This window comes from Lactobacillus sp. HBUAS51381 (assembly GCF_012641095.1).
Classification (GTDB): domain Bacteria; phylum Bacillota; class Bacilli; order Lactobacillales; family Lactobacillaceae; genus Levilactobacillus.
Genome location: NZ_JAAVSC010000005.1, coordinates 96710 through 116726 on the forward strand (window position 1 = coordinate 96710; position 20017 = coordinate 116726).

Annotated in this window: 18 protein-coding genes; 7 read left to right on the forward strand and 11 right to left on the reverse strand. The window is 50.8% G+C overall.

Features of this window, described 5'->3' with window-relative positions; all coding sequences use genetic code 11:
• Positions 1 to 136: 136 nt before the first annotated feature.
• The 7 genes from HEQ50_RS03075 to trpS form a co-directional block, all read right to left on the reverse strand.
• Positions 137 to 985 (reverse strand): DUF72 domain-containing protein, encoded by an 849-nt coding sequence (locus HEQ50_RS03075; protein WP_168899065.1) that lies wholly within the window; start codon positions 983 to 985, stop codon positions 137 to 139.
• Positions 986 to 996: 11 nt separating this feature from the next.
• Complete coding sequence (locus tag HEQ50_RS03080; RefSeq protein WP_168899066.1) at positions 997 to 1323, reverse strand: hypothetical protein; 327 nt, start codon at positions 1321 to 1323, stop codon at positions 997 to 999.
• Positions 1324 to 1333: 10 nt separating this feature from the next.
• A complete protein-coding gene (locus HEQ50_RS03085; protein WP_168899067.1) occupies positions 1334 to 2032 on the reverse strand; it encodes an NAD-dependent protein deacylase in 699 nt (232 codons plus the stop codon).
• Positions 2033 to 2629: 597 nt separating this feature from the next.
• Positions 2630 to 3598 (reverse strand): IpaB/EvcA family protein, encoded by a 969-nt coding sequence (locus HEQ50_RS03090; RefSeq protein WP_168899068.1) that lies wholly within the window; start codon positions 3596 to 3598, stop codon positions 2630 to 2632.
• 12 nt (positions 3599 to 3610) lie between these two features.
• Positions 3611 to 4873, reverse strand: coding sequence for a hydroxymethylglutaryl-CoA reductase, degradative (locus HEQ50_RS03095; protein ID WP_168899069.1), 1263 nt, complete (start codon positions 4871 to 4873; stop codon positions 3611 to 3613).
• A 12-nt stretch (positions 4874 to 4885) separates the two neighbouring features.
• Positions 4886 to 5806, reverse strand: coding sequence for a Ppx/GppA family phosphatase (locus HEQ50_RS03100; protein WP_168899070.1), 921 nt, complete (start codon positions 5804 to 5806; stop codon positions 4886 to 4888).
• A 20-nt stretch (positions 5807 to 5826) separates the two neighbouring features.
• The gene (gene trpS / locus HEQ50_RS03105; RefSeq protein ID WP_168899071.1) at positions 5827 to 6846 is read right to left on the reverse strand and encodes a tryptophan--tRNA ligase; all 1020 of its coding nucleotides are present in this window, start codon (positions 6844 to 6846) and stop codon (positions 5827 to 5829) included.
• Positions 6847 to 7368: 522 nt separating this feature from the next.
• Between trpS and helD the strand changes: the two genes are divergently transcribed.
• From helD to HEQ50_RS12875, 4 genes are all read left to right on the forward strand, one after another.
• On the forward strand, positions 7369 to 9675 hold the full coding sequence (gene helD, locus HEQ50_RS03110; RefSeq protein WP_168899072.1) for an RNA polymerase recycling motor HelD: 2307 nt from the start codon (positions 7369 to 7371) through the stop codon (positions 9673 to 9675).
• A 908-nt stretch (positions 9676 to 10583) separates the two neighbouring features.
• Positions 10584 to 11060, forward strand: a complete 477-nt coding sequence (locus HEQ50_RS03115; RefSeq protein ID WP_168899073.1) for a hypothetical protein — start codon at positions 10584 to 10586, stop codon at positions 11058 to 11060.
• Positions 11061 to 11173: 113 nt separating this feature from the next.
• A complete protein-coding gene (locus HEQ50_RS03120) occupies positions 11174 to 11770 on the forward strand; it encodes an SdpI family protein (RefSeq protein WP_168899074.1) in 597 nt (198 codons plus the stop codon).
• A gap of 97 nt (positions 11771 to 11867) precedes the next feature.
• Positions 11868 to 11981, forward strand: a complete 114-nt coding sequence (locus tag HEQ50_RS12875; RefSeq protein WP_168899075.1) for a type II toxin-antitoxin system CcdA family antitoxin — start codon at positions 11868 to 11870, stop codon at positions 11979 to 11981.
• 159 nt (positions 11982 to 12140) lie between these two features.
• Here the strand turns inward: HEQ50_RS12875 and HEQ50_RS03130 are convergent, their stop codons facing one another.
• Together HEQ50_RS03130 and HEQ50_RS03135 are read right to left on the reverse strand one after the other, a co-directional pair.
• Entirely contained in the window at positions 12141 to 12605 is a 465-nt protein-coding gene (locus HEQ50_RS03130; RefSeq protein ID WP_168899076.1) for a hypothetical protein, read from the reverse strand.
• Positions 12606 to 12697: 92 nt separating this feature from the next.
• Positions 12698 to 13882 carry a cation:proton antiporter gene (locus HEQ50_RS03135; RefSeq protein WP_168899077.1) on the reverse strand — a complete coding sequence of 395 codons (1185 nt, stop codon included), beginning with the start codon at positions 13880 to 13882 and terminating at the stop codon, positions 12698 to 12700.
• A 290-nt stretch (positions 13883 to 14172) separates the two neighbouring features.
• Between HEQ50_RS03135 and HEQ50_RS03140 the strand changes: the two genes are divergently transcribed.
• A complete protein-coding gene (locus HEQ50_RS03140; RefSeq protein WP_168899078.1) occupies positions 14173 to 15165 on the forward strand; it encodes a serine hydrolase in 993 nt (330 codons plus the stop codon).
• 59 nt (positions 15166 to 15224) lie between these two features.
• On the opposite strand, the gene HEQ50_RS03145 is transcribed toward HEQ50_RS03140, so the two are convergent.
• Positions 15225 to 15773, reverse strand: a complete 549-nt coding sequence (locus HEQ50_RS03145) for a GNAT family N-acetyltransferase (RefSeq protein WP_168899079.1) — start codon at positions 15771 to 15773, stop codon at positions 15225 to 15227.
• 244 nt (positions 15774 to 16017) lie between these two features.
• Between HEQ50_RS03145 and HEQ50_RS03150 the strand changes: the two genes are divergently transcribed.
• Entirely contained in the window at positions 16018 to 16290 is a 273-nt protein-coding gene (locus tag HEQ50_RS03150) for a hypothetical protein (RefSeq protein ID WP_168899080.1), read from the forward strand.
• A gap of 137 nt (positions 16291 to 16427) precedes the next feature.
• Here the strand turns inward: HEQ50_RS03150 and HEQ50_RS03155 are convergent, their stop codons facing one another.
• The gene (locus HEQ50_RS03155) at positions 16428 to 18989 is read right to left on the reverse strand and encodes a YfhO family protein (protein WP_168899081.1); all 2562 of its coding nucleotides are present in this window, start codon (positions 18987 to 18989) and stop codon (positions 16428 to 16430) included.
• Between the two features lie 513 nt (positions 18990 to 19502).
• Between HEQ50_RS03155 and HEQ50_RS03160 the strand changes: the two genes are divergently transcribed.
• A complete protein-coding gene (locus HEQ50_RS03160) occupies positions 19503 to 19994 on the forward strand; it encodes a hypothetical protein (protein WP_168899082.1) in 492 nt (163 codons plus the stop codon).
• The last annotated feature ends 23 nt before the right edge of the window (positions 19995 to 20017 follow it).

The following is a 20017-nucleotide window of genomic DNA, read 5'->3' on the forward strand; positions in this document are numbered from 1 at the left end:
AATCGTTCCATTATTTTTAGGTTAATTTTCAGTTTAAATTCTAATCCAGTATAGCATAAACCCCGGTTGAGCCATAGCGGTTCCCGGGGATTTTAAGCTATCATTTCGGTAAATTCTGGCGGCACGTTGACCCGTACTAGAACAAGTCTAACTGTTGCGGGGCCAGATTATCCCAGTGCAAGCCCAAAATCACTTGCAACCGTAACGCATTAGGCGCCGCGTCCTTACCGGAATTATTATTGAAGATCACACAAACATCCTTGGCTTGCGCGGCGAGTCGCCGGACTAACGCCGCAATCGTTTGGAGCTCGTCTTCGCTGTATTTATACAGCGTCCGGGTCTTCCGCCAATTGGCGCCCTGATTAAACCAGCCCTCGGTATTGCGGCCGTGCAACCGGACCACCGCCAATTCCGGCGTGGTCACCGTCTCAATCAGCGGAATCCCGTTGTTGAGGTTGTGCGGCTCGTCGGTGGTCACGTTGGTCAGCTTCAACGACTTGAGATAGGCCAGAACATCGGTCGTCATCCCCGCATCCTCGAACCAACTGGGACTGCGAAACTCCACGGCCACGGGTAATTGGCCCATCTGAACGCGTACGTCACGCAAGTATTGAATATTGGCGGTCGTCCGATTGAAGTACGGCGGAAATTGAAACAGCACGGTCCGCAACTGCCGATGGTCGACCAGTGGCGCCACAGCGACCTTAAATTGATCAAAGGCCGTGGTCCGTTCCGCCATGGTCGCCGGTTCTTGGCGCTGATCGTGTTGGGTCATCACCTGATTGGCCTTCAAAATATACTGAAACCCATCCGGTACTGCCGCCTGCCAATTGGCCACCGTGCTCTGCCGTGGAATCCCATAGAAGGGCGTATCCAGCTCGACTAGGGGCAGACGCGCGGCGTACTCGTTGAGCGTCACCGGTCGTTGCTCGCCACCAATCAAAGCGGGATGTTCTTTCCAGGTTGTCAGCCCAATCGTAATCATGCCGTCACTTCCTACTTCAAATTCTCAAACCGTTTGATTAAATTCACTTCTGGAACCGTTAATTGCCCGGTCAGCTGGCTGATCAGGCGTTTACCGGCAACCCGATCGTTGTAGCGAATGCCCGTTACGCAGATGTCAATCAGGGCAAACATGACCGTCACCAAGATGGCCTCACGTCGATTAAAGGTCGCATTAAAGAGGGTCACCAGCTGACCACTAAAAGCCAGTTGAATGATGCTGTAGACCAACAGCGTGTCCGGTATGAGCTGAAGGACATTCAGCCAGCGTAACCGGCGCACGACTTTTCTTAATTGCGCAATGACTTCTTGATGATTCATCGTTTCACCCTCAGACTCGCAATGCGTCGAAAAACTCGGTAGCGTCCGCTTGAACCATATCATAGTCGAAGCCCAAGTTTAGCTTTTCTTGATTGACCACGACCACCTTGGCCTGTTGGTTACGGTAGTCGAGGAGCCCAGCAAACGGATAAACCCGCATGGAGGTCCCCACAATCACGACTAGATCGGCCTGATTCATCGCTGCGACCGCGCGTTGAACGTTCGTGGTGTTCAGGCCCTCATCGTAGAGGACGACGTCGGGACGTAACCACCCACCATCGGCCTCGTGGTACGGCGACTTGAGGTAATCGTGCCAGTCGGCTTTGGCACCGCAAACCTGGCAGTAAACGTTGTAGAGGTTGCCGTGAAATTCGACCAGGTGCCGCGTATCGGCCACATTATAGAGATTATCGATGTTTTGGGTAATCACCGTAGCCCGATTCTCACGCGTCAAGGCCGCCTGCTTTTCATGAATGACGTTGGGTTTGGCGTCCGGATAATACAGATTCTGCTTCACATAGTCATAGAAAACTTCGGGTTCCTGCACCAAACAACTGTGACTCAGGTAGTATTCGGCATTCCGATGACCGGTATACAGCCCATTTTTGGACCGATAATCCGGAATACCCGACGGCGTTGAGACACCCGCCCCGGTTAAGAATACGATGTGTTGTGCCTGATCAAAGATTTCCTGCAAGCGTGCTTCCATCCCCATCATCCTTTCTTAAAGCTTCTGGTACCAACATCACAAATACATCAAGAACTAATCAGTCTATCCAACAACATTGGTCGTCCTAGCCGCCTTACCGTTCGCGAAATCTAGGCTGGAACGCTGGGAAGGACGGTCCGAGCCAAAAGGCGGTCTCGAACCTTGCTTTGAGCCGAAAAATCATCGTCTCAAAGTCACCAGTTTACCAGCAAATACAGCTGGTAAACTCCCCGGCTGAGCCTAGATTTCGCTTCACTCACGGCTACGGTGATAGCTGTCAACACAATCGATTGCAATTGGCTCATATTGAATTCTACATGAACTGGTTCGCTGTTGCTTATCTGATAATCACCAGCCATGCCGGAGATCGCCAGGGGTGTAGCCAGCTGTGTCGGCCCAGTTAGCTGGCGTTCTTAGCCAGGTTACTGGGTGGGACGACTTAGAAGACTTGCGTTCTGTGCAAGGCTTCTAAGCGAGCCGGAAGCCCGCTCTTTGGCTGAAGGCGTTCCCCACAGCAGGCGGAACCCCTGGCAGGCGCAGGCAACCATTTTACGCAATTAACGGCAAGGCGGTCAGCCTGAACACTGTCATCCGTGATTAGCGCAAGATGTAAGGCATCTTGAGTTGATCGAACAATTCCTTCACCGTGAGATCATAGGTCTTGGTGAAGTAGTCCGGCGTATCATCCTTGGGCGCTGGCGATGGCAACACGAAGGCGTTCTGTTCGTCCGTGCGGTTAAAGCCAACGTAAGCCCGCCGTTGGGTCGTCTTTTCATGCATATCGGAATGGTACAATTCAAAGACTTGTTTGACCTTCAACCCCAGTTGGCGCTTCGATAACACACTCGTTAACGTGGTGAACTCGGTGTTGTGCAGGCCTGGTAAGTTCCACGCTTCCAATTGTTCGTCAAAGGCCTTGAATAATTTCACCACGTTACGACGTAAGGTAAATGGCGAGTCGACGGGCTTGGCCGTAATCACGGCGTACAGTTTCTTCGCCGCCGCCAAGCTAATCGGGTAGTCCTTCTCAAAATCAGCCATGACCTTGGCGTTATCTTCCCCAAAGAACACCAGCGCATCCAATAGCGTCAGCGTTCGTAACGTCATCTCATCATCAACGGGATCGGGTTCTGGCTTGATGGTAGCCTTGACGCCGGCCAGGTAGAGCGCCTTAATCTCCGGCGTGATCAGACCGTGTTTCTGTTGCTCGCTGACCACGACGAAGTGACTGACGATATCATAGAGTTCCGTGCCCATAATCATGAGCTGTTCGTCTAACTTCGGTTGGCCCGTCGTCAGTGAGAAGAAGACCTGTGGGAAGCCCGACAGAATCATCAATAAATGTAGAAGTTCATGCGAAGCCGTGTAGTTAGGCGCGGTTAAGTCGGCGACCTGAATCGCAATATCCTTACCCATCTGCATCTGTTGTGCCTGATCGTGGCGCACGTAGCCGGCCTGCAGTTCGCCAATGAACTGAACCTCGACTTTGCCGGGATAAATGGCGTTGACCTGGTTTAAGAGCCCCTGGACCGCCTCGTTAAGTTGCACATCTTTTGCTTTTAACATGTCAATTGTCACCTATTTCTTTAAATTTGCGCTCCGAACAGCCGCCAGAGCTGCTTTCGCCTGCGCCGTTGTGGGTTGCGGATCGTCTCTGAGACGCCCGACCACCGCCGGAACTTCACCGGGCGTGGCCCCCACGGACAGGGCGAGCGATTTGAGTTGTAAATGCATGTGGCCGCGTTGAATGCCATCCGTCACGAGCGCGCGCAAGGCCGCCAGATTCTGGGCCAAGCCCACGGCAACGGTCACGCCCATTAACGTACGGGCAGAGGTAATCTGGGCGATCTGCTGGTTAACGACGACTAACGGAAAGACCCGTGTCGCGCCGCCCACGTACCCCAATGCCAACGGCAAGGTTAATTCGCCGTGCAGGATCTCGCCGGTCACCCACCAGTGACTGAGGCCCCGATAGCGGCCATGCCGGCTCGCGTAAGCGTGAACGCCGCTCTCCACGGCCCGCCAATCATTGCCCATGGCCAGCACCACGGCATCCACTCCATTCATAATTCCCTTGTTGTGGGTGACGGCGCGGTACGGATCGTGCTGGGCAAAGTCACTGGCGTCACAGATCCGCTGAGCCACGGTGGCACCATCAAGCGTCTTAGTGGCCAATTGCGCCACGGGGACGGCCACTTCGGCGGTCGCCAAGCTATGGCTCGCATCGTTACTTAAAATACTCATCAAGACGTCTACCGTCAGATGGTCCTTCAGGTAGGCTGCGACGGCCTCACAGATGGTATTGACCAGATTGGCTCCCATGGCCTCACCGACATCGATAAATAAGTCCAGCGACATCCAGTGCGGCGGAATTCGACGTACCCGTAACGAACGGACGCCACCACCGTGCCCCAATAAGGACGGATGCACGGCATTGGCGACCCGTAGCAGTTCATCTCGGTGGGCGTTCAACCACGCCTTGACGCCGGTCCGATCGGCCACATGGCTTAACACAATCTGCCCCATGACCTCACGATTATCCACGGTCGTCACAATCCCCGTATCGCTACGCAGTAATCGGCCACCGTTACTGGCGGCGGCGATCACGGACGGTTCTTCCGTGACCATTGGTACCGCCATATCTTGACCGTTTACCCGCAGATTGACGGCCACCCCCTCGGGCAGACCGTAAGTCGTCAGGTAATTTTCAATCAATTCAGCATCGCCAAGCCGTCGTCTGGCCGCAACTTGCGCCAATTGTTGTGCGGTTAAATGCCCCTGCTGAGCCACCACATCACGACGTGTCTCATAGGGTAATCGGTAAAATGGTGTTTGCGCCATTGGACACGCCTCCTAACGTTGACTGAGATATTCGGAAATAATCCCTTCACGGACGCCACTTTCGGAAAAAACGACGCGGTCGGCATCCAACATTTGTAACAGGGTTACCAAGGGCAACATGCCCCCGATAATAATATCGGCACGGTCTAATTCTAGGCCAGAAATTCGTTTACGTTCGGTCAAGGGGACCCGTAACAGGCGCTCAAAGGTCTTCATCACCTGTTCTGTGGTCAGCCGGTAACCGTGAATATTTTCCACGTGGAGAATTTTCTGTTGCTGCCGGTTCATACGCGCTAAGGTCCGGTTCGCCCCACCCAGTAGGACCAGTGGGAGGTGCTTCGCGTCATTTAGCCACCAGATATCGCGAAGACGTTCGCGTAAGAAGACCTGCGCGGAGAAGAGATCCACCGCCCGGACGCGATCGTCCAGTCTAAATTGCTCGGACAGATTCACGGCGCCAAACGGCACGCTAATCAAATTGGCATCGCGGCCGTCCTTGACGTGGACCAGCTCGCAACTTGCCCCGCCGGTGTCCAGCAGGAGACAGTCCTTCACCTTCAAGCGGTTGACGGCCCCGAGATAGTCGTAGTAGGCCTCTTGGTCACCAGACAGCACTTCTAGGTTAATATCGGTTGCCGTGGCCACGCGTTTTAAGAATTCATCGCGGTTACGAGCTTGCCGGACCGCTGCCGTCGCAATTCCCCTGACGACAAGATTGGGAAGCTGCTCGTAGTAGGGCCGGAAGGATTCGAGCGCGCTAATCGTCCGATCCATGGCCTTCGGTTGGAGAATCTTCTCGGGACCCATGCCCTCCGACAGACGGCTATCGGCCTTAACGCGATTAACTTCGCGGTAAGTGCCGTCGTCATGGAGTTCATTAACGGCCATTCGAACCGAATTCGATCCGAGATCAACAATGGCTAAGTTTTGCATAGATTCTCCCCCGTTTCAGTCTAACCGAAGTAGTCAATCCCAATGGCGTGCCGGACTTCACGTAACGTCTGAGCGGCCACTTGATTGGCTTTCTCACTACCTTGCTTTAAGATGTCGTACACGGCATCCTCGTTGGCAGCGTACTGCTCGCGGCGTTCACGAATCGGTTGTAATTTCGCCTGCAGCACGTCGTTTAAGTACCGCTTAATTTTAACATCACCGAGCCCACCGTGCTGGTATTGTGCCTTCAATTCGGCAACTTTTGCCGTATCGTCCGCGAAAATATCCAGGTAGGTGAAGACCGTGTTGCCTTCAATGTGACCGGGATCTTCGATGTGAATGTGTTCGGGATCGGTGTACATCGACATGATCTTCTTCTGGATAGCATCGGCGCTGTCGCCCAGGTAGATGGCGTTGTCTAAGGACTTACTCATCTTGGCGTTGCCGTCGAGCCCCGGAATCCGGCCCTGACCCTTAGGTGGGAAGTAGCCCTCTGGTTCCACCAGAATCTCCTGTTGGTAAATGCTGTTGAAGCTCCGCACGATCTCACGCGTTTGTTCCAGCATGGGTTCTTGATCTTCCCCTACAGGCACCGTATCCGCCTTAAAGGCGGTAATGTCGGCCGCCTGACTAACCGGATAAATGAAGAATCCGGCTGGGACACTTTCACCGAAGGCTTTTTGTTTAATTTCCGTCTTGACGGTGGGATTCCGGTTCAGCCGGGAAACGCTGACCAGGTTCAGGTAGGCCATGGTCAATTCGTTTAGGGCTGGAATCTGGGACTGGACCAGAATCGTCGACTTGGCGGGATCGATACCCACGGCCAAGTAGTCCAAGGCCACTTGTAACAGGCTGTGGCGAATCTTTTCGGGATCGCGGGCGTTATCGGTCAGTGCCTGCATGTCGGCAATCATGATGTAGGTGTCGTAATCCCCCGTGTTTTGCAGAGCGACCCGGTTCTTCAGGGACCCCACGTAATGTCCGATGTGTAATTTACCAGTTGGTCGGTCACCTGTTAATATAACGTGCTTTTTAGTCATCAATGTTCTTCCTTTCTGAAAAAGCGCCCCATTGGAGCAGGACTCCAATAGGACGCTAACTGCGCGGTACCACCTAAATTGTGGCCATCTTGACCACCACTTTTGTCGTTAACGGGACCCCGCGATAATGAATTATCGATTAAGTGTTTGTATGCGACCCATTTGGGCACCGAAACCGTTTCAGCACGGGCGGTTTCTCTCTGAAATTGGCCTACTCTTATCGCATATCCATGGTACCCATTTTAGAGGTTTTTTAGATGAAAGTAAACTGTCTTGTCGGACAAAGATATTTATCATTGGGACGCCCCAACGACGGCCATCCTGGCGCGCCATCTACGCCAGTGGTCCGGGCCAAAAATACGCTGACAAAGGGCACCCAGCGTAACCACCCAGCCATTCCGTGACGACGCGTCTCGCTTAGACGACCATCCCCGCTTTTAAACCAGCCACTTTGATTGACATTCCCCCTAAAAATGACTAGACTTGTTAGGCAATTTAGCCTATCCAAAGGAGGCGGTCATTTTGACCACCAGCGAACAAGCACAGGAACAACAGCGCGTTGACCGCGTGGCTGACCAGATCGGTGAACGAATTGATAAGACCACGGCCGACTATACCGCTGCGCATCAGGAATTGCGCAACGTGCTGAAGAACTATAGCGAAAACACCTCGGTCAACTGGTTCGAAGTCGATGACCGAATCGAAACCAGTGCCGAACTCCAGCAGCAACGGGCATTGGTCTCCCGGCTAACTGAAAATCAAAACATTATCCAAGACCAAATCGATACCTTTAAGGAACTCCAAAAATCCCCCTACTTTGGACGGATTGATATCCAGGACCCGGGTGAAACCACCCCGGAGTCCCTCTACATCGGAACGGCTTCCTTCGTCGACGAGGACCAAAACTTTCTGGTCTACGACTGGCGGGCGCCCATCTCCAGTATTTACTACAACGGGGTCTTAGGCCACGTCGCCTACAGCACACCAGCCGGGGATCAAGAGACCGACCTCCTGAAGAAGCGGCAATTCTTAATTCAAAACGGTCACATTGAAAACATGTTCGACACCAACGAAACCGTGGGGGACGAGATGCTCCAACACGCGCTGGGCGAACAGAACGATGCCACCATGCAGAATATCGTGGCCACCATTCAACGGGAACAAAACGACATTATCCGCGACACCAAGAGCGACCTACTGGTGGTTCAAGGGGTCGCCGGGTCCGGCAAGACCTCGGCGATTCTCCAACGGATTGCCTTTCTGCTGTACCACAGCCGCCGCGACCTTGAGGCCGACCAGATCGTCCTCTTCTCGCCCAATCGGCTGTTCAGCCACTACATCAGTGATGTGCTCCCTAGCTTAGGGGAACGAAACATGCGGCAGGTCACCCTCGCCGAATTTCTCACGCAACGTTTTCAAGGTTTGAAAGTTCAGACCCAATTCGAACGCTACGAGGCCGACCAACAACAGCCGGTCAATCACCAACTCCGCGACTTCCGCGAGAGCGCGGCGATGATGACCGCCGTGCGCGACTACTGTCAGACCTGTCCGGCCGATGACTTAAAGTTTACCGACATTCGCTTCGATGGTCGGGTCTTCTTCAGTAAGGAAGAGATTCGTGACATTTACGACCAATTCCCAACCGCTGCGGCCCCGGCCGACCGCTTCTTACGGACCAAGAATGTGCTGGAAAAACGCCTCAAGCATCGGATTGCCGATGAAGCCAAGGCCGATTGGGTTCGCGATGAGATCGACCAACTCAACGATGAAGACTATCACAACTGGCTGGGGGCCAACCACCTGGGCGAATTCGAACAACTCGATGATGAGATTGACTTCATCGCCCGCCAGATTGTCCGTAAACGGCTACGATCCGTCGACGACGCCATTTACAATGGTTATTTTCTCGATGCCTACAGCCAGTACACCGCCTTTTTGAAGTGTTGTCCGTTGCCAGAGACCATCTCGGCAACGGATTGGCAGCGTGTGATCGCCGCCTACCAGCACGACATTGAATTTCACCGGTTGGCGCTGATCGACGCGGCCCCGCTCCTGTACCTGCGAGACCTGCTGATCGGCGGCGGGATGAATCACCGGATGCAGCACCTCTTCGTCGATGAGATGCAGGACTACTCGATGGCACAATTGATTTATCTCCAACATGCCTTCCCGCGGGCCAAGCTGACCCTGTTGGGCGATAGCGAGCAGGCCCTCTTCAAAGCCGTGGAATCACCGGAAGCCCTGTTGAAGAAGTTAAATGCGGCCTTGAACGTCAAACATGCCCGGTTGATCACGTTGCGACGTTCCTACCGGTCAACCTACCCCATCACCACCTTTGCCAAGGCGTTACTGCCGGACGGCGATCAGATTGAGGCCTTCAACCGGCCCGGCGACTTGCCACGCGTGGTCATTCGCTACGATGAAGAAGCTGCGGGCAAGGCGCTGGCCAGCGAATTAACCACGGAATTGGCCACCAACGGTACGGTCGCCATCCTCACCAAGAGCACGGCCGAAGCCAAACACGTCTATCAGCAGCTACACGGGCAGTTCGATCTGACCCGGCTGACGGACACCGACCGTTCCCTGCCGAAGGGCGTCGTGGTACTGCCCATCTATTTGGCAAAGGGGCTGGAGTTTGACAGCGTCATCGCCTACAACGTCTCCGCGGAAAACTACCCGAACGATCAACTGACCGGGACGCTCTACACGATTGCCTCGCGGGCTATGCACCACCTGACCCTACTGAGCATCGGTGCCGTCTCTCCCCTGATCGCCTCGGAAAATATTCCACAGGCGGACCTCACCATTGAACACGAATTTCAGAGTTAACTTTGTCAAAAAACGTGAATCCAGGAGATGGCTAGTCGCGGCCCCTGAATTCATGTTTTAAACCTATTCTTCATAGAGACACTAGGAGTCTGGGACCTTTCCCGGGCTCCTTTTTTAGCTTGTGAACGGCTCTGACCTCCTAAATAATCCGCATTATAAAAATTGAAAAGTATGCTAAAATTAAGCTCAAGTTTTACCAAAAGAATACATCTTGTTCTCGGCAATGCTGGCGCTATCGTTACGCCAAAAATAGAAAACTAAAGGTTGAAAGTTCACGAACACGCTCCAGTCCCTAGCTAGTAAGACTTACCGCCATTAAATTAGTCATCAACGACCACCTGCGGCTGCCAGAGATTCCGGCGCTGTGGGGACCGCCTGCGGCCTGAAAAGCGGTCCTTCGGCTCGGTTTGAAGCCTGACCAAGACCGTCAGTCTTCAAACACGTCCCGCGCTGTAAGCTGCTGCACAGCTAACAGCGCTGTCACGGCTGCCTACATCTCTGCCTGCCTCCGGTTACAATGGTTGAAAGCCACTAAACGTGTGGTGACATCGCTGGAATGGCAACGTCCGGTCAGTTTAATTGGTTACATCTCATGTAGCCGTGAGCGAGTCAAATTTGGTCTCAGCCGTGGAATTTTCCAAGTGTTCTGCTTGGAAAATGGCGTCTTTGAGACGCGGGCTGACGGCTCAAAGCGAGGGAAAAGACAGCACTTTGGCTTTTCCCGATCCTTCCCACAGCGTTCCAGACCAAATTTGGCGAACGGTAAGGCGGTCGGTACGCGACTATCATATTATAATAGTTGTTATCCTTGTCACATCAGGGAGTCTAGTCATTTTCTATCTTTCAACCTTTAGCAGAAAAGGTAACCGACCAAGTATGCCAACAACAATCTGATAGGGGATCGATTAATGAAGCTGACGACCATAAGGGGCCTTACGATAAGCGCCCTTCTGCTTAATATACTTTCCATGATCATCCTGTCCAAATGGAGAATTGGTGACTTTCATCTACCCAAAAATATCGCTATCGCAGCGGCGATATGTATCGGCTGGTGCGTGATTTCTCTCGGTATCGTCATGTTCCGAGATTGGAAAAAGTCCACAAGTCCAAACGAGAACATCGATATCGATAGTGAGGCCAGTTTCTCCTATAAAAATTTATCGGAGTGGGAAAAATTTGGTGTCGCCATTATCTTTTTCGCCGATTTCTTTATGGCGACTGCCATCTGGGCCGATGCCTTTATCATATTTTTCATTCTGTTTTGGATGATCACTTTTCGAATCGGGCATCAGCATGTCGCGGGTAAGGCTGGCTACAAGGTTGTCGGCACCATGCTCTGGACATTTCTCGTCGTTATTTGGCTTGTCTTTGCGACAAACATTTAGTGGGTGCTAGCTTTGGCCTCCAACTTAACGAAGCCAGTCGCTTCAGTTGTCCTTCATCCCGTCATGCGGTTAACCTAATCACCAAGACCAACCTGTGATTGGGAGGAACCGTCATGTTATTACCCAAATATTTTCAAACAAAAATCAACCTGTTCAAATGGAGTAACGCCGGTTTGCTGATTCTTTGCTGGTTGTTGCAAGTCCTGCGAGTGGCGTTGGGCCCCATCCAGCCACTGCGAACGTTGCGGACACTCCTATGTTTTACCGTTGCCTACATTGCCGTTCTTTTCTTACCCCGTGTGCTGAAAACCCGCTTTGAACGGCCCGTTCTGCGGCAAATCTCGCTGGATCTCAACGTCTTATTTGCCGTCTACATCCTGCTCTTCCTGTTGCTCCCTCAGGCTCTCGACACCGCCTACCTCGCGAGTTCTCAGGCGGGACTGGGCATTTTATTCTCCCTCCTCGGCGTCCCCATGCCCTACATCCGGCCCAACGGCGGCTACGGGATTCGACTGCCGTGGACGCGTAATTCTACCGAAATCTGGCTCAAGACCAATATCCTTGGCGCTCGGCTCCTACTCGTGGTCGGCGTCGTTAGCCTGATTGTCGGTTCCTTTCAAGCCAACTGGTTCCTGATGTCGCTGATGATTGGCGTCATCCTCTTTGTCGCCATCACCGTGAGCTATGCGTATCATCAGGCACAACCGTAATGATTGTGAGCTGTTTTGTTTGCTTTAATACGTATCAAGGCCCATTGTAGCCGCACCTAGACCGTTGCCGAAAATAAGTTAAGCGTTAACCCCAGAGGTGAAAAAGAACATAACAATTCTAACTGATCTCGCGCAAGCAGCCAGCGAACGGGGGATTAATTTCAGTGCTGTGCTCACAAAAGTCCTAAAGCGCAAACTCGACAAAGCCTAAAACACTTAAAAATCCCGGTACTCTGAGTCGTGGCGTTTATCACCATTCAAAGTACCGGGATATTTTGTCATTCAGCCCTTAAAAATTAGGGTAACACATCGATCACTAGAATCATCATGGGCTAACTCAACCACTGCCATGCGTAACCTTTTTCTCCGGTTAATGCGTCAACCCAACCGGCGTCTTCATGACCGGAAAAGTCGTTTTACGCCCATAGTTGGCGTAGCCCTTGTAGAAATGAACCGTCTGTTTCTTTAACTTCACCTTATACGTCAGCCGCTGGCCATCGAACTGGACCCGACTGCCCTTGGGCGAATATTGAATACCGGACAAGCGATAAACGCCGTGCCCCAGCGACTGATAACGTAGCTTCTTCAGTCCATAGCCCGGCAAGCGGTAATAGCGTTGACGCGCCGTATCAAAACCAAAGAGATTCCCCGTGCTCTTGGTCTTGCTGTATGTAATGTAAGCCTTGTTATCACCCTTGCCGTTGTGGAACCAGGTATGCCGCAAGGCTTTGGGCGTCCCCGCATGCCAGGTGGCTGCTTTAGCCGTAGTCAAATCAGTTGCCGCTAGACCTAACGATAGCGCCGCTAAGCCAATTAAAAAATAAGGTTTTGCCATGTGTATCTCCTCCTCCGAAGTCAATTACCGTGTGTCAGTCAACCTGTTTAGACCTTACGCGTCCGCTCGGTGAAAAGCAAGCGTTATCGGCATCACTCGGGCGTCGCGGCCGTTGCCGCCTTGGGCATACGTTTCAACGTCTGCTTCAAGAGTAACGGGGCCAGAACGGTGGCCAGAACGATCACCAAGATCATCGCCGAATAGCTGGCGTTGCCCAACAGGCCCGCTTGATGGCCAATCTGGGCGGTAATCAAGCCCATCTCACCGCGGGCAATCATCCCCGTCCCAATGACGCTACTACTGGTCCACGAAAAGCCGCACAACCGGGCCCCTAGGCCACAGCCCAACAGCTTGGTCAGGCAGGCCAGAATCGTCAGAATCACGATAATCCCCATATTGGCCGCCATATGATCCAGCGTCATGTTCAGCCCGACACTCACAAAGAAGACCGGAATGAAGATGGCGTTGCCCAGGGGTTCCACGTGATCGGCCAACACCGCGCGATATGGCGTGTGGGCCACGGCGATCCCCGCGAAAAAGGCACCAATCGCTCCACTCAAGCCGACGATATCGGCCAACCAAGCCATCCCCAAGCAGATCACCATCGACATGATGGTCACACTGGACGCCATCACCAGCCGTTCACTCAGGTGCATGAGGTACGGGGCCACCCATTTCACGAGGATGTAAGTCCCCCCGAAGAAGGCCACCTGTTCAATCAATACCACGGCCAAATTCGGTTGACTCCCGGCCGCCTTGATCCCCTGGCTGGCCAAGAGGCTAATCATCAATGACAACAGGATCACGCCCATGATGTCATCGGCCACGGCCGCCCCGAGAATGGTCGCGCCCTCCCGCGTGGACAGCGCGTGAAATTCCTTTAGAACGGCCACGGAGATGGAGACCGAGGTCGCCGAGAAAATCACCCCGATAAAGAGTGATTCCAAGGCGCTAAAGCCCCACCACCAGGACGCCACGCCCATCAGGGTGATGGGAAAGATCACGCCCAAGGTGGCCACGACAATGGCCGGCCGCAGGTATTTCATCAGGAGTTCGAGGTTACTCTCCAATCCACCCAAGAACATCAGAATGACCACCCCGATATCGGCGAACAAATTCACCAAACTGTTGAGCTGAACCCAATCCAATAGCGCTGGACCAATCAAAATCCCAATCAACAGCTCGCCAATCACGGCAGGGACCCCTAACCGGTTCGCAAAATTACCGGCCAGCGTGGTTAGCACTAAAATCAAACACAACGTTCCCAAAAAAGCCACGTGAATCCCTCCTCGTCAAATTAATTAGTCTCTATCATACGCCACTTACGAACCACGCAAAAGGGGCAGGCCGCGGGAATCTATCTTTCATTTTGACCATTTTCCCAGCGGTCAGCCTGCTACGGTCCCCTTGCTGGCAAACGAAATGGTCGCATCAAATATTTTCAATGTTAATCAATCACCCAAAATCTGGTACTAACCGGTAACAATTAGTGTTACAATTTGACTACGCTTACAATTAATCGTCATCTTTACCAACCCAAATCTAAAATCGAAGTGAGATGCTTCAAATGAAACACGGTTACCGACCACCGCGCCACAAGATTCACATTAGTCGGCTGATTAAGTTATTCCGCGATCGCCGGTTCTTGACCAGCCTGCTCATCTTCTTTATTCTCTTTGCCAGCTTGCTAACGGTGCAGGCCCACCGCAACCGCGCCAGCACTGATAAGGCCGATTCAGCTCGGCAAGTGACCACGCAACAGATCACGCATCAACAACGCCACGTCAAGCATCAACTACATAGCTACCTCAAGAAAGTCACGGCCGATGGCACGACTAGCGTGAGCTTCTACAATCTTGGCCCAGTCGCCGGGAGTCCCGCCGCAAAATCAGCAACGGCACGGAAATTCTATAAGTCCGGCGCGCTGGCCACCTCGGCCAACGCCCACACCCCCGAGATCTCAGCCAGCACCTATAAACTGTACGTTGCTGCTTATCTCTTTCATCTGCACGCAACCGGCCAATACACCTGGACGCCAACGGACGAGGACGGTTTCCAACGGATGATTGTGAACAGTGCCAACGACTTCGCCGAAGACACCATCGACACCTATGGTCCGGTTAATCTGGACGACTATCTGGCGAGTCAACACTACTATTCGCCGACCTTCGTCAGTGGCCAGGCGGCTGTTACCACGGCTTATAGTCTAACTTTGGTGTTGAAGGATCTCGCCCAGCAAAAGGGGCCGTTTAGCCACGCCGCCGATCGACAAAAGCTACTGTCCTTCATGAAGCAACAGGTCTACCGAACGGGGATTCCAACCGGTGCGGCGGCCGCGCAGAAGGGCACCGTAGTAGCTGACAAGGTGGGCTTCCTGGCCGACACCAATAACGATGCGGCCATCGTGACCTTGCCCAACGGCGAACGCTACATCCTGGTCATCATGACCCACGGCCACGAACAAACCGGCTTTAGCGGGTTCCCTCGAATGGCAAAGATCACGACCCACGTTCAAAAGTTGGTCTACAATCCCAACCTCGTGAAGAACTTGAGTAAGTAAACGTCATGACCACCCCACGAAACAATTGGGATGGTCATTTTTAGCTTACCTAGCAATTTTTAGTTGGCCAAATGGGCCTGTCTGGTCGCCCACTCCTCGCGCAAACAGCCGTACTTGACCGAGTCCCAGTAACGCCCCTGCCAATACCGCACCTGACGGACACGGGCCTCCTGCGTTAGCCCCAGGCTCTCCGCCAACCGACACATCCGTACGTTGCCCGACCAAGTGGTGAGCCCGATGTGGGGCAGATCCACGTGTTGCCACAGCCAGTCGAGCCACAGCGTTAGGGCCTGCTTCCCAATACCGCGCTGCCACCTATCCGTAGCGTAAATAACGATGCCAACGTCCAGCCAGCGGCGAAGGTCCCCATCCTCATAGTAAGCCGAGACGCTTCCGACCAACTGACCGTCCACCCGAATGATCTGGCGGAAAGCATTGCCGATATACTGATGGGGCGCAACCACCTCTAAGAATTCTTGTTCACTGGGCATTGCGTCGTGGAAATATGGTCCGTTCCACTTGCACCACTCGGCCTGCGGATCACTATAGGCCAATTGCCAAAAGGCTGGGGCTTCTGCGGCAGTCAACGGCGCTAAAGTTACAGTCATAACGGTCATCTCCCAAGTATTTTATCCAGTATACCAAAGATCGAAAATGATGTACCCAATTAGGTTCCGGTTAAGTCTCTAACCCAATCCCCAAATGCCCCCGGTTTCGATCTGCCATTAATGATTGACAAATCATGAAAGATGGCGATAATTAAATTATTAACAACGTTTTAATGTTAATCTAATTTTCGGAGGTTGGATTAACTATTGTTAACACTATTATTCGGGGAAGAAGTCGAGGATTTTGACTAAATTATTACATCCTACACTCAGGGGAGTGTTTCGGATTGGCCTTTTTGATTTTTATGCGCTACTCGCGGTGGGAGTCTGTACCATTGTGAACGTACCCAGTCATGTTTTGAGTATTTTATGGGGAGCACTGGCTGCTATCTTCATTTTATCTGCCTTGGTCACACTCAGTGGTATTTGCTTCGAGAAGCTCTACCGCGAATTTGAGGCTATTTCGATTTTGATCTTGCAGATTGGTTTGGCAATTTTGATTTTACATATGCTTTAAGTCAATCAAAACAAAAGAAACAAAGAACCCAACTTAAAAGGAACCCGATAACTTGCCGTGAGGAAAGTTATCGGGTTCCTTTGTTTGTACTGACCAGCTTAAAGTTTGTGTTAGTTGCTCTCCTTCTAACACAAATTCTATAGCCACTTACGCCGCCAAAGAACGACGTATCCATCGACACATATTAAGGTTACCGCTAATCCTGCTATTCCGCCTGGTACGTGGTAGCGAATGACGACTCTATTTTTACCGCTCATTAAGGGAATCGCTGTCATTTCCCCTAAAATCGCCCGTGTCTTCACAGATTGTCCATTAACGGTCACTCGCCAGCCTTTTTCCTGTGGCAAGCTCAAGTAGGCCCATGGCTTACTGGTTGTCGCAGTCATCGTTCCTCGATACTCAGTTCGTAAATGACCCTGTCGTCGTCTTAACTGTAAAGAGTGAACACTGACAGCTCGCTTAACCGCTGATAAACGATTTGCAGGTAAAGTAGCCACTTCCATCTCTTTGGGTGTTGCACGATTACTAGCATATTTGATACGTAAAACTTCCCCTTGATGATGCTCACCGAGATTAATCATACTCGTATTGCCATCTGTAAACATCTTAGGTGAAACGCTATGACCATTAACGCTCATTGTGGAATACTTGCTCGTGCTGGTTGGATCAAAAAGATAAATTCTACCAGTTGCCTGCGCGGTCACCTGCCAGGTATGGTTGTACACAAAATTAGTGCGATGATGATGAATCCACCAAACAGCTCGAACTTTGTCACGACCAGGTTTTACCGACGTGAAGTAAGCATGTTTACTTGGCCGAAGTGCTTGCAAAATATTTTCTTGATTTGAAATTGCGGCATTACCGAGCTTAATATTAAACAGCCGGGAATTGACCGCAAACCCCATCCCACTATAACTACCAACGCGTGTAGTATCACTCGAAGATACCTTCTCGTAAATGCCAAACAGCATTTCAGTCACCGGCGTAAACCCTTGATTGCTCAGCCGCCGTTCATTACGCGTATAAAGGCCCAACTGCTTAGCCAATGTAATCGTACCAGCGGAAACTGTCGAACTATACGCAGTTGTCCCGTTATAACCCATCCACATGGCATCGTTATAGGGATTATAATGATGCTGAAATCCAGGTGCCACAGTCGGCCTGTCATTACGAATTCGATACACTGTCGTTGCTTTTGTCACCGCCTGAAGAGACTGCTCAGCTTGCGTATAAGCGCTGGCATAGCGCTTCTGGCTTCCATAGTCTATCCCAACTAATGCAAAACTAAAGTTAACAAATAATTCAATAATAACCACGCCATACAACAATACTAACCACTTTGATCCCAACCAAAGGCTTCCCGCCGTAACACCCAGAATAATTAATCCTGTGATAATAGCTGTCCAATTTAGGGGCTGTAAACTTTCGTAATAGCCCGGTTGCATCACAGATTGCATTAAGGGAATCAGGGCTTCTCCCAAAATCATCAGTGCACCGAGAATCAGGGGTATCCCCCAACGAAGCCACTTTGGCAATCGAAATATCCCGGCTTGCCAGGCACTACTAGCAATTAAAATTAAGGCAAAACTGAAAAAGAAGCTATTTCGAAATGGGTAGCCAGCGGGAGGCGTCATCAAATGCCAAACTGTATTGAACCCCTGTAACCACATCCCTAAGAAAAGAAACAGCAGCAACAGTCCTGCACGGATCTTGGCTCCGCGCTTCACTTGAGGAAGGCCAAAATATGAGATCACCAATAAAATGACCAATGACGAAACAAAAATCGCCGGTCCATGGTTCAATCGCTGCAAATAATTGGCTGAACCAACTGTCAATTGATCGAAGAATTCCAGCCCAAACATCGGAGATAAATGAAAATTTTCTGATTGGGTCTGTGTCTTCGGTGTCGTTAACATACTAAGGACAGTTGGAAGTAAAACGATTAACGTACTTCCAACGCTCAGTAATGAAGCACCAATAAATCGATAAATGAGGTGGACTTGTTCTTGAAACCATTTTTTCATAGGCTGACCGTGCGGCCAATCCGCAGTCAACATGTAAACAAAATAGGCCACAACAAATAAACACGTCATATAGCCCAGATAGTAATCAGTCAGTACGCTAACCAGCAACCAGCCAAAGTATCCTCCAGTTCTTCCCGTTACAACCAGGCGATCAATTCCCCAAGTGATCAATGGCAGAAAAATCAGAGCATCCAACCACATTAAGTTAAAGAAATTCAATGCTACAAAACCACTGAAGGCAAATGACAAGCCAAATACAACATTTAGAGGATGTTGTGTCCGCCAATGCTCTTGTAAGTAAAAAGTCATAGTTCCTGCAATCGTTGAAATTTTGAGCATAATAATGACCGCCACAGCAATTGGGATTTGACTTGTCTTAAAAAAAATTAATAAGAGGTTAAACGGGCTCAATAAGTAATAAGTGATAACCGGTACCCAACTTCCTCCGAATGCTTGATGCAAGTTGTATAAATTCCAAGTGTGATTGTGAATTAAGCGCGTAAAATCTGTAAAGAAAGGAATGTACTGCGTTCCTAAATCCCCAATTAATAAGTTATGATCACCAAATGGCGTCACACCACGAATTGCCAATAAAACGCTAATCAAAATTAACGCCATCAATCCCGCCAGAACGGGATTACGCCAATGATTAAATTTCAGCCGTGTCTGTCGCAATTTTAAAAATCTCCTCGAAACATATTTTCAGAATAACCCAGCATTTAGTACGATTTATGTACTTTGTTTAACAACCACCGATTTGATTCTCTTCACCTCACTAAACCAAAAAAGGTAAGGCACTAAACTCCCCTTTGCCTTACCAGTCAAGTTGCTAACAAATAATCAGGACAATTAATATCCATTATATTCGACAGCTATTATTCAATTTGCCGATGCGATCATTACTGTGCAAATTTCCCCTACACCAACAACAATCCCTGTATAACTCGAGTTTATCCGGACGTTCACGGCAACTGTTTTAGTATCCTCTGAACGATCGGCAAATACTATTACAGAACCATGACAATTGATGCAACAGTCAATAAAGCAAATATGTATTTTCAACTAATTGCTGGCTAAAATAGCTAGGATGACTGGCTATTTTCGACTATAATTAGGCGTAGAGCTTCATTATGAAAGATTGTTTTAATTTACTATACAATCATCAACTTCAATTAGGACGTGTTTCAATTGCAAAGAGACAGTATCAATCAACTAATTGTGGATCTCATAGCTGCTCACTACACCAAGAATGACGCTGCATTTGACTCAATTGTATTAGAATTTCTTCGTGGTCTGAATGCAGAATCTAATATCAATAGTCAAATCAGCGCCGTGAAGATTCTCAGGTTGCTTGATCAGCAAGGTCCCGCCGCTACATCTTCTACGCCAGCTAAGAATCTCAGCATTCATGCTGCCATTGACCCCCAAATGTTTAAACTAGAACCAGTACACGGCAATCTTGCAAACATTGACCTTTCGCCAGACCGCCGGAAACGCATCACCAGCCTATTTCCTCACGATGCAGTTAACACCCGCGGCCGTTTTCTGATTACCGGAACTGGGAAGACGCCGTCAATTCTAGCTAAGTTAATCGCTGGTGGATCCCCGCGACAAGTACTCACGATGGATGTTAAATCTAGCTTGAGTGAATTCACAAAGTCGGGGGGGGGGGGCATCTAATGCTCGCCAACGCTTTTCAGTAT

Excerpts from the sequence above, each read along its gene's own strand:
- HEQ50_RS03145 (WP_168899079.1), bottom strand. The coding sequence starts at position 15,773 with ATGACTGTAACTTTAGCGCCGTTGACTGCCGCAGAAGCCCCAGCCTTT.
- HEQ50_RS03095 (WP_168899069.1), bottom strand. The coding sequence starts at position 4,873 with ATGGCGCAAACACCATTTTACCGATTACCCTATGAGACACGTCGTGAT.
- HEQ50_RS03115 (WP_168899073.1), top strand. The coding sequence starts at position 10,584 with ATGAAGCTGACGACCATAAGGGGCCTTACGATAAGCGCCCTTCTGCTT.
- HEQ50_RS03100 (WP_168899070.1), bottom strand. The coding sequence starts at position 5,806 with ATGCAAAACTTAGCCATTGTTGATCTCGGATCGAATTCGGTTCGAATG.
- HEQ50_RS03130 (WP_168899076.1), bottom strand. The coding sequence starts at position 12,605 with ATGGCAAAACCTTATTTTTTAATTGGCTTAGCGGCGCTATCGTTAGGT.
- HEQ50_RS03075 (WP_168899065.1), bottom strand. The coding sequence starts at position 985 with ATGATTACGATTGGGCTGACAACCTGGAAAGAACATCCCGCTTTGATT.
- HEQ50_RS03080 (WP_168899066.1), bottom strand. The coding sequence starts at position 1,323 with ATGAATCATCAAGAAGTCATTGCGCAATTAAGAAAAGTCGTGCGCCGG.
- HEQ50_RS03120 (WP_168899074.1), top strand. The coding sequence starts at position 11,174 with ATGTTATTACCCAAATATTTTCAAACAAAAATCAACCTGTTCAAATGG.
- HEQ50_RS03090 (WP_168899068.1), bottom strand. The coding sequence starts at position 3,598 with ATGTTAAAAGCAAAAGATGTGCAACTTAACGAGGCGGTCCAGGGGCTC.
- HEQ50_RS03140 (WP_168899078.1), top strand. The coding sequence starts at position 14,173 with ATGAAACACGGTTACCGACCACCGCGCCACAAGATTCACATTAGTCGG.
- trpS (WP_168899071.1), bottom strand. The coding sequence starts at position 6,846 with ATGACTAAAAAGCACGTTATATTAACAGGTGACCGACCAACTGGTAAA.
- HEQ50_RS03085 (WP_168899067.1), bottom strand. The coding sequence starts at position 2,032 with ATGGAAGCACGCTTGCAGGAAATCTTTGATCAGGCACAACACATCGTA.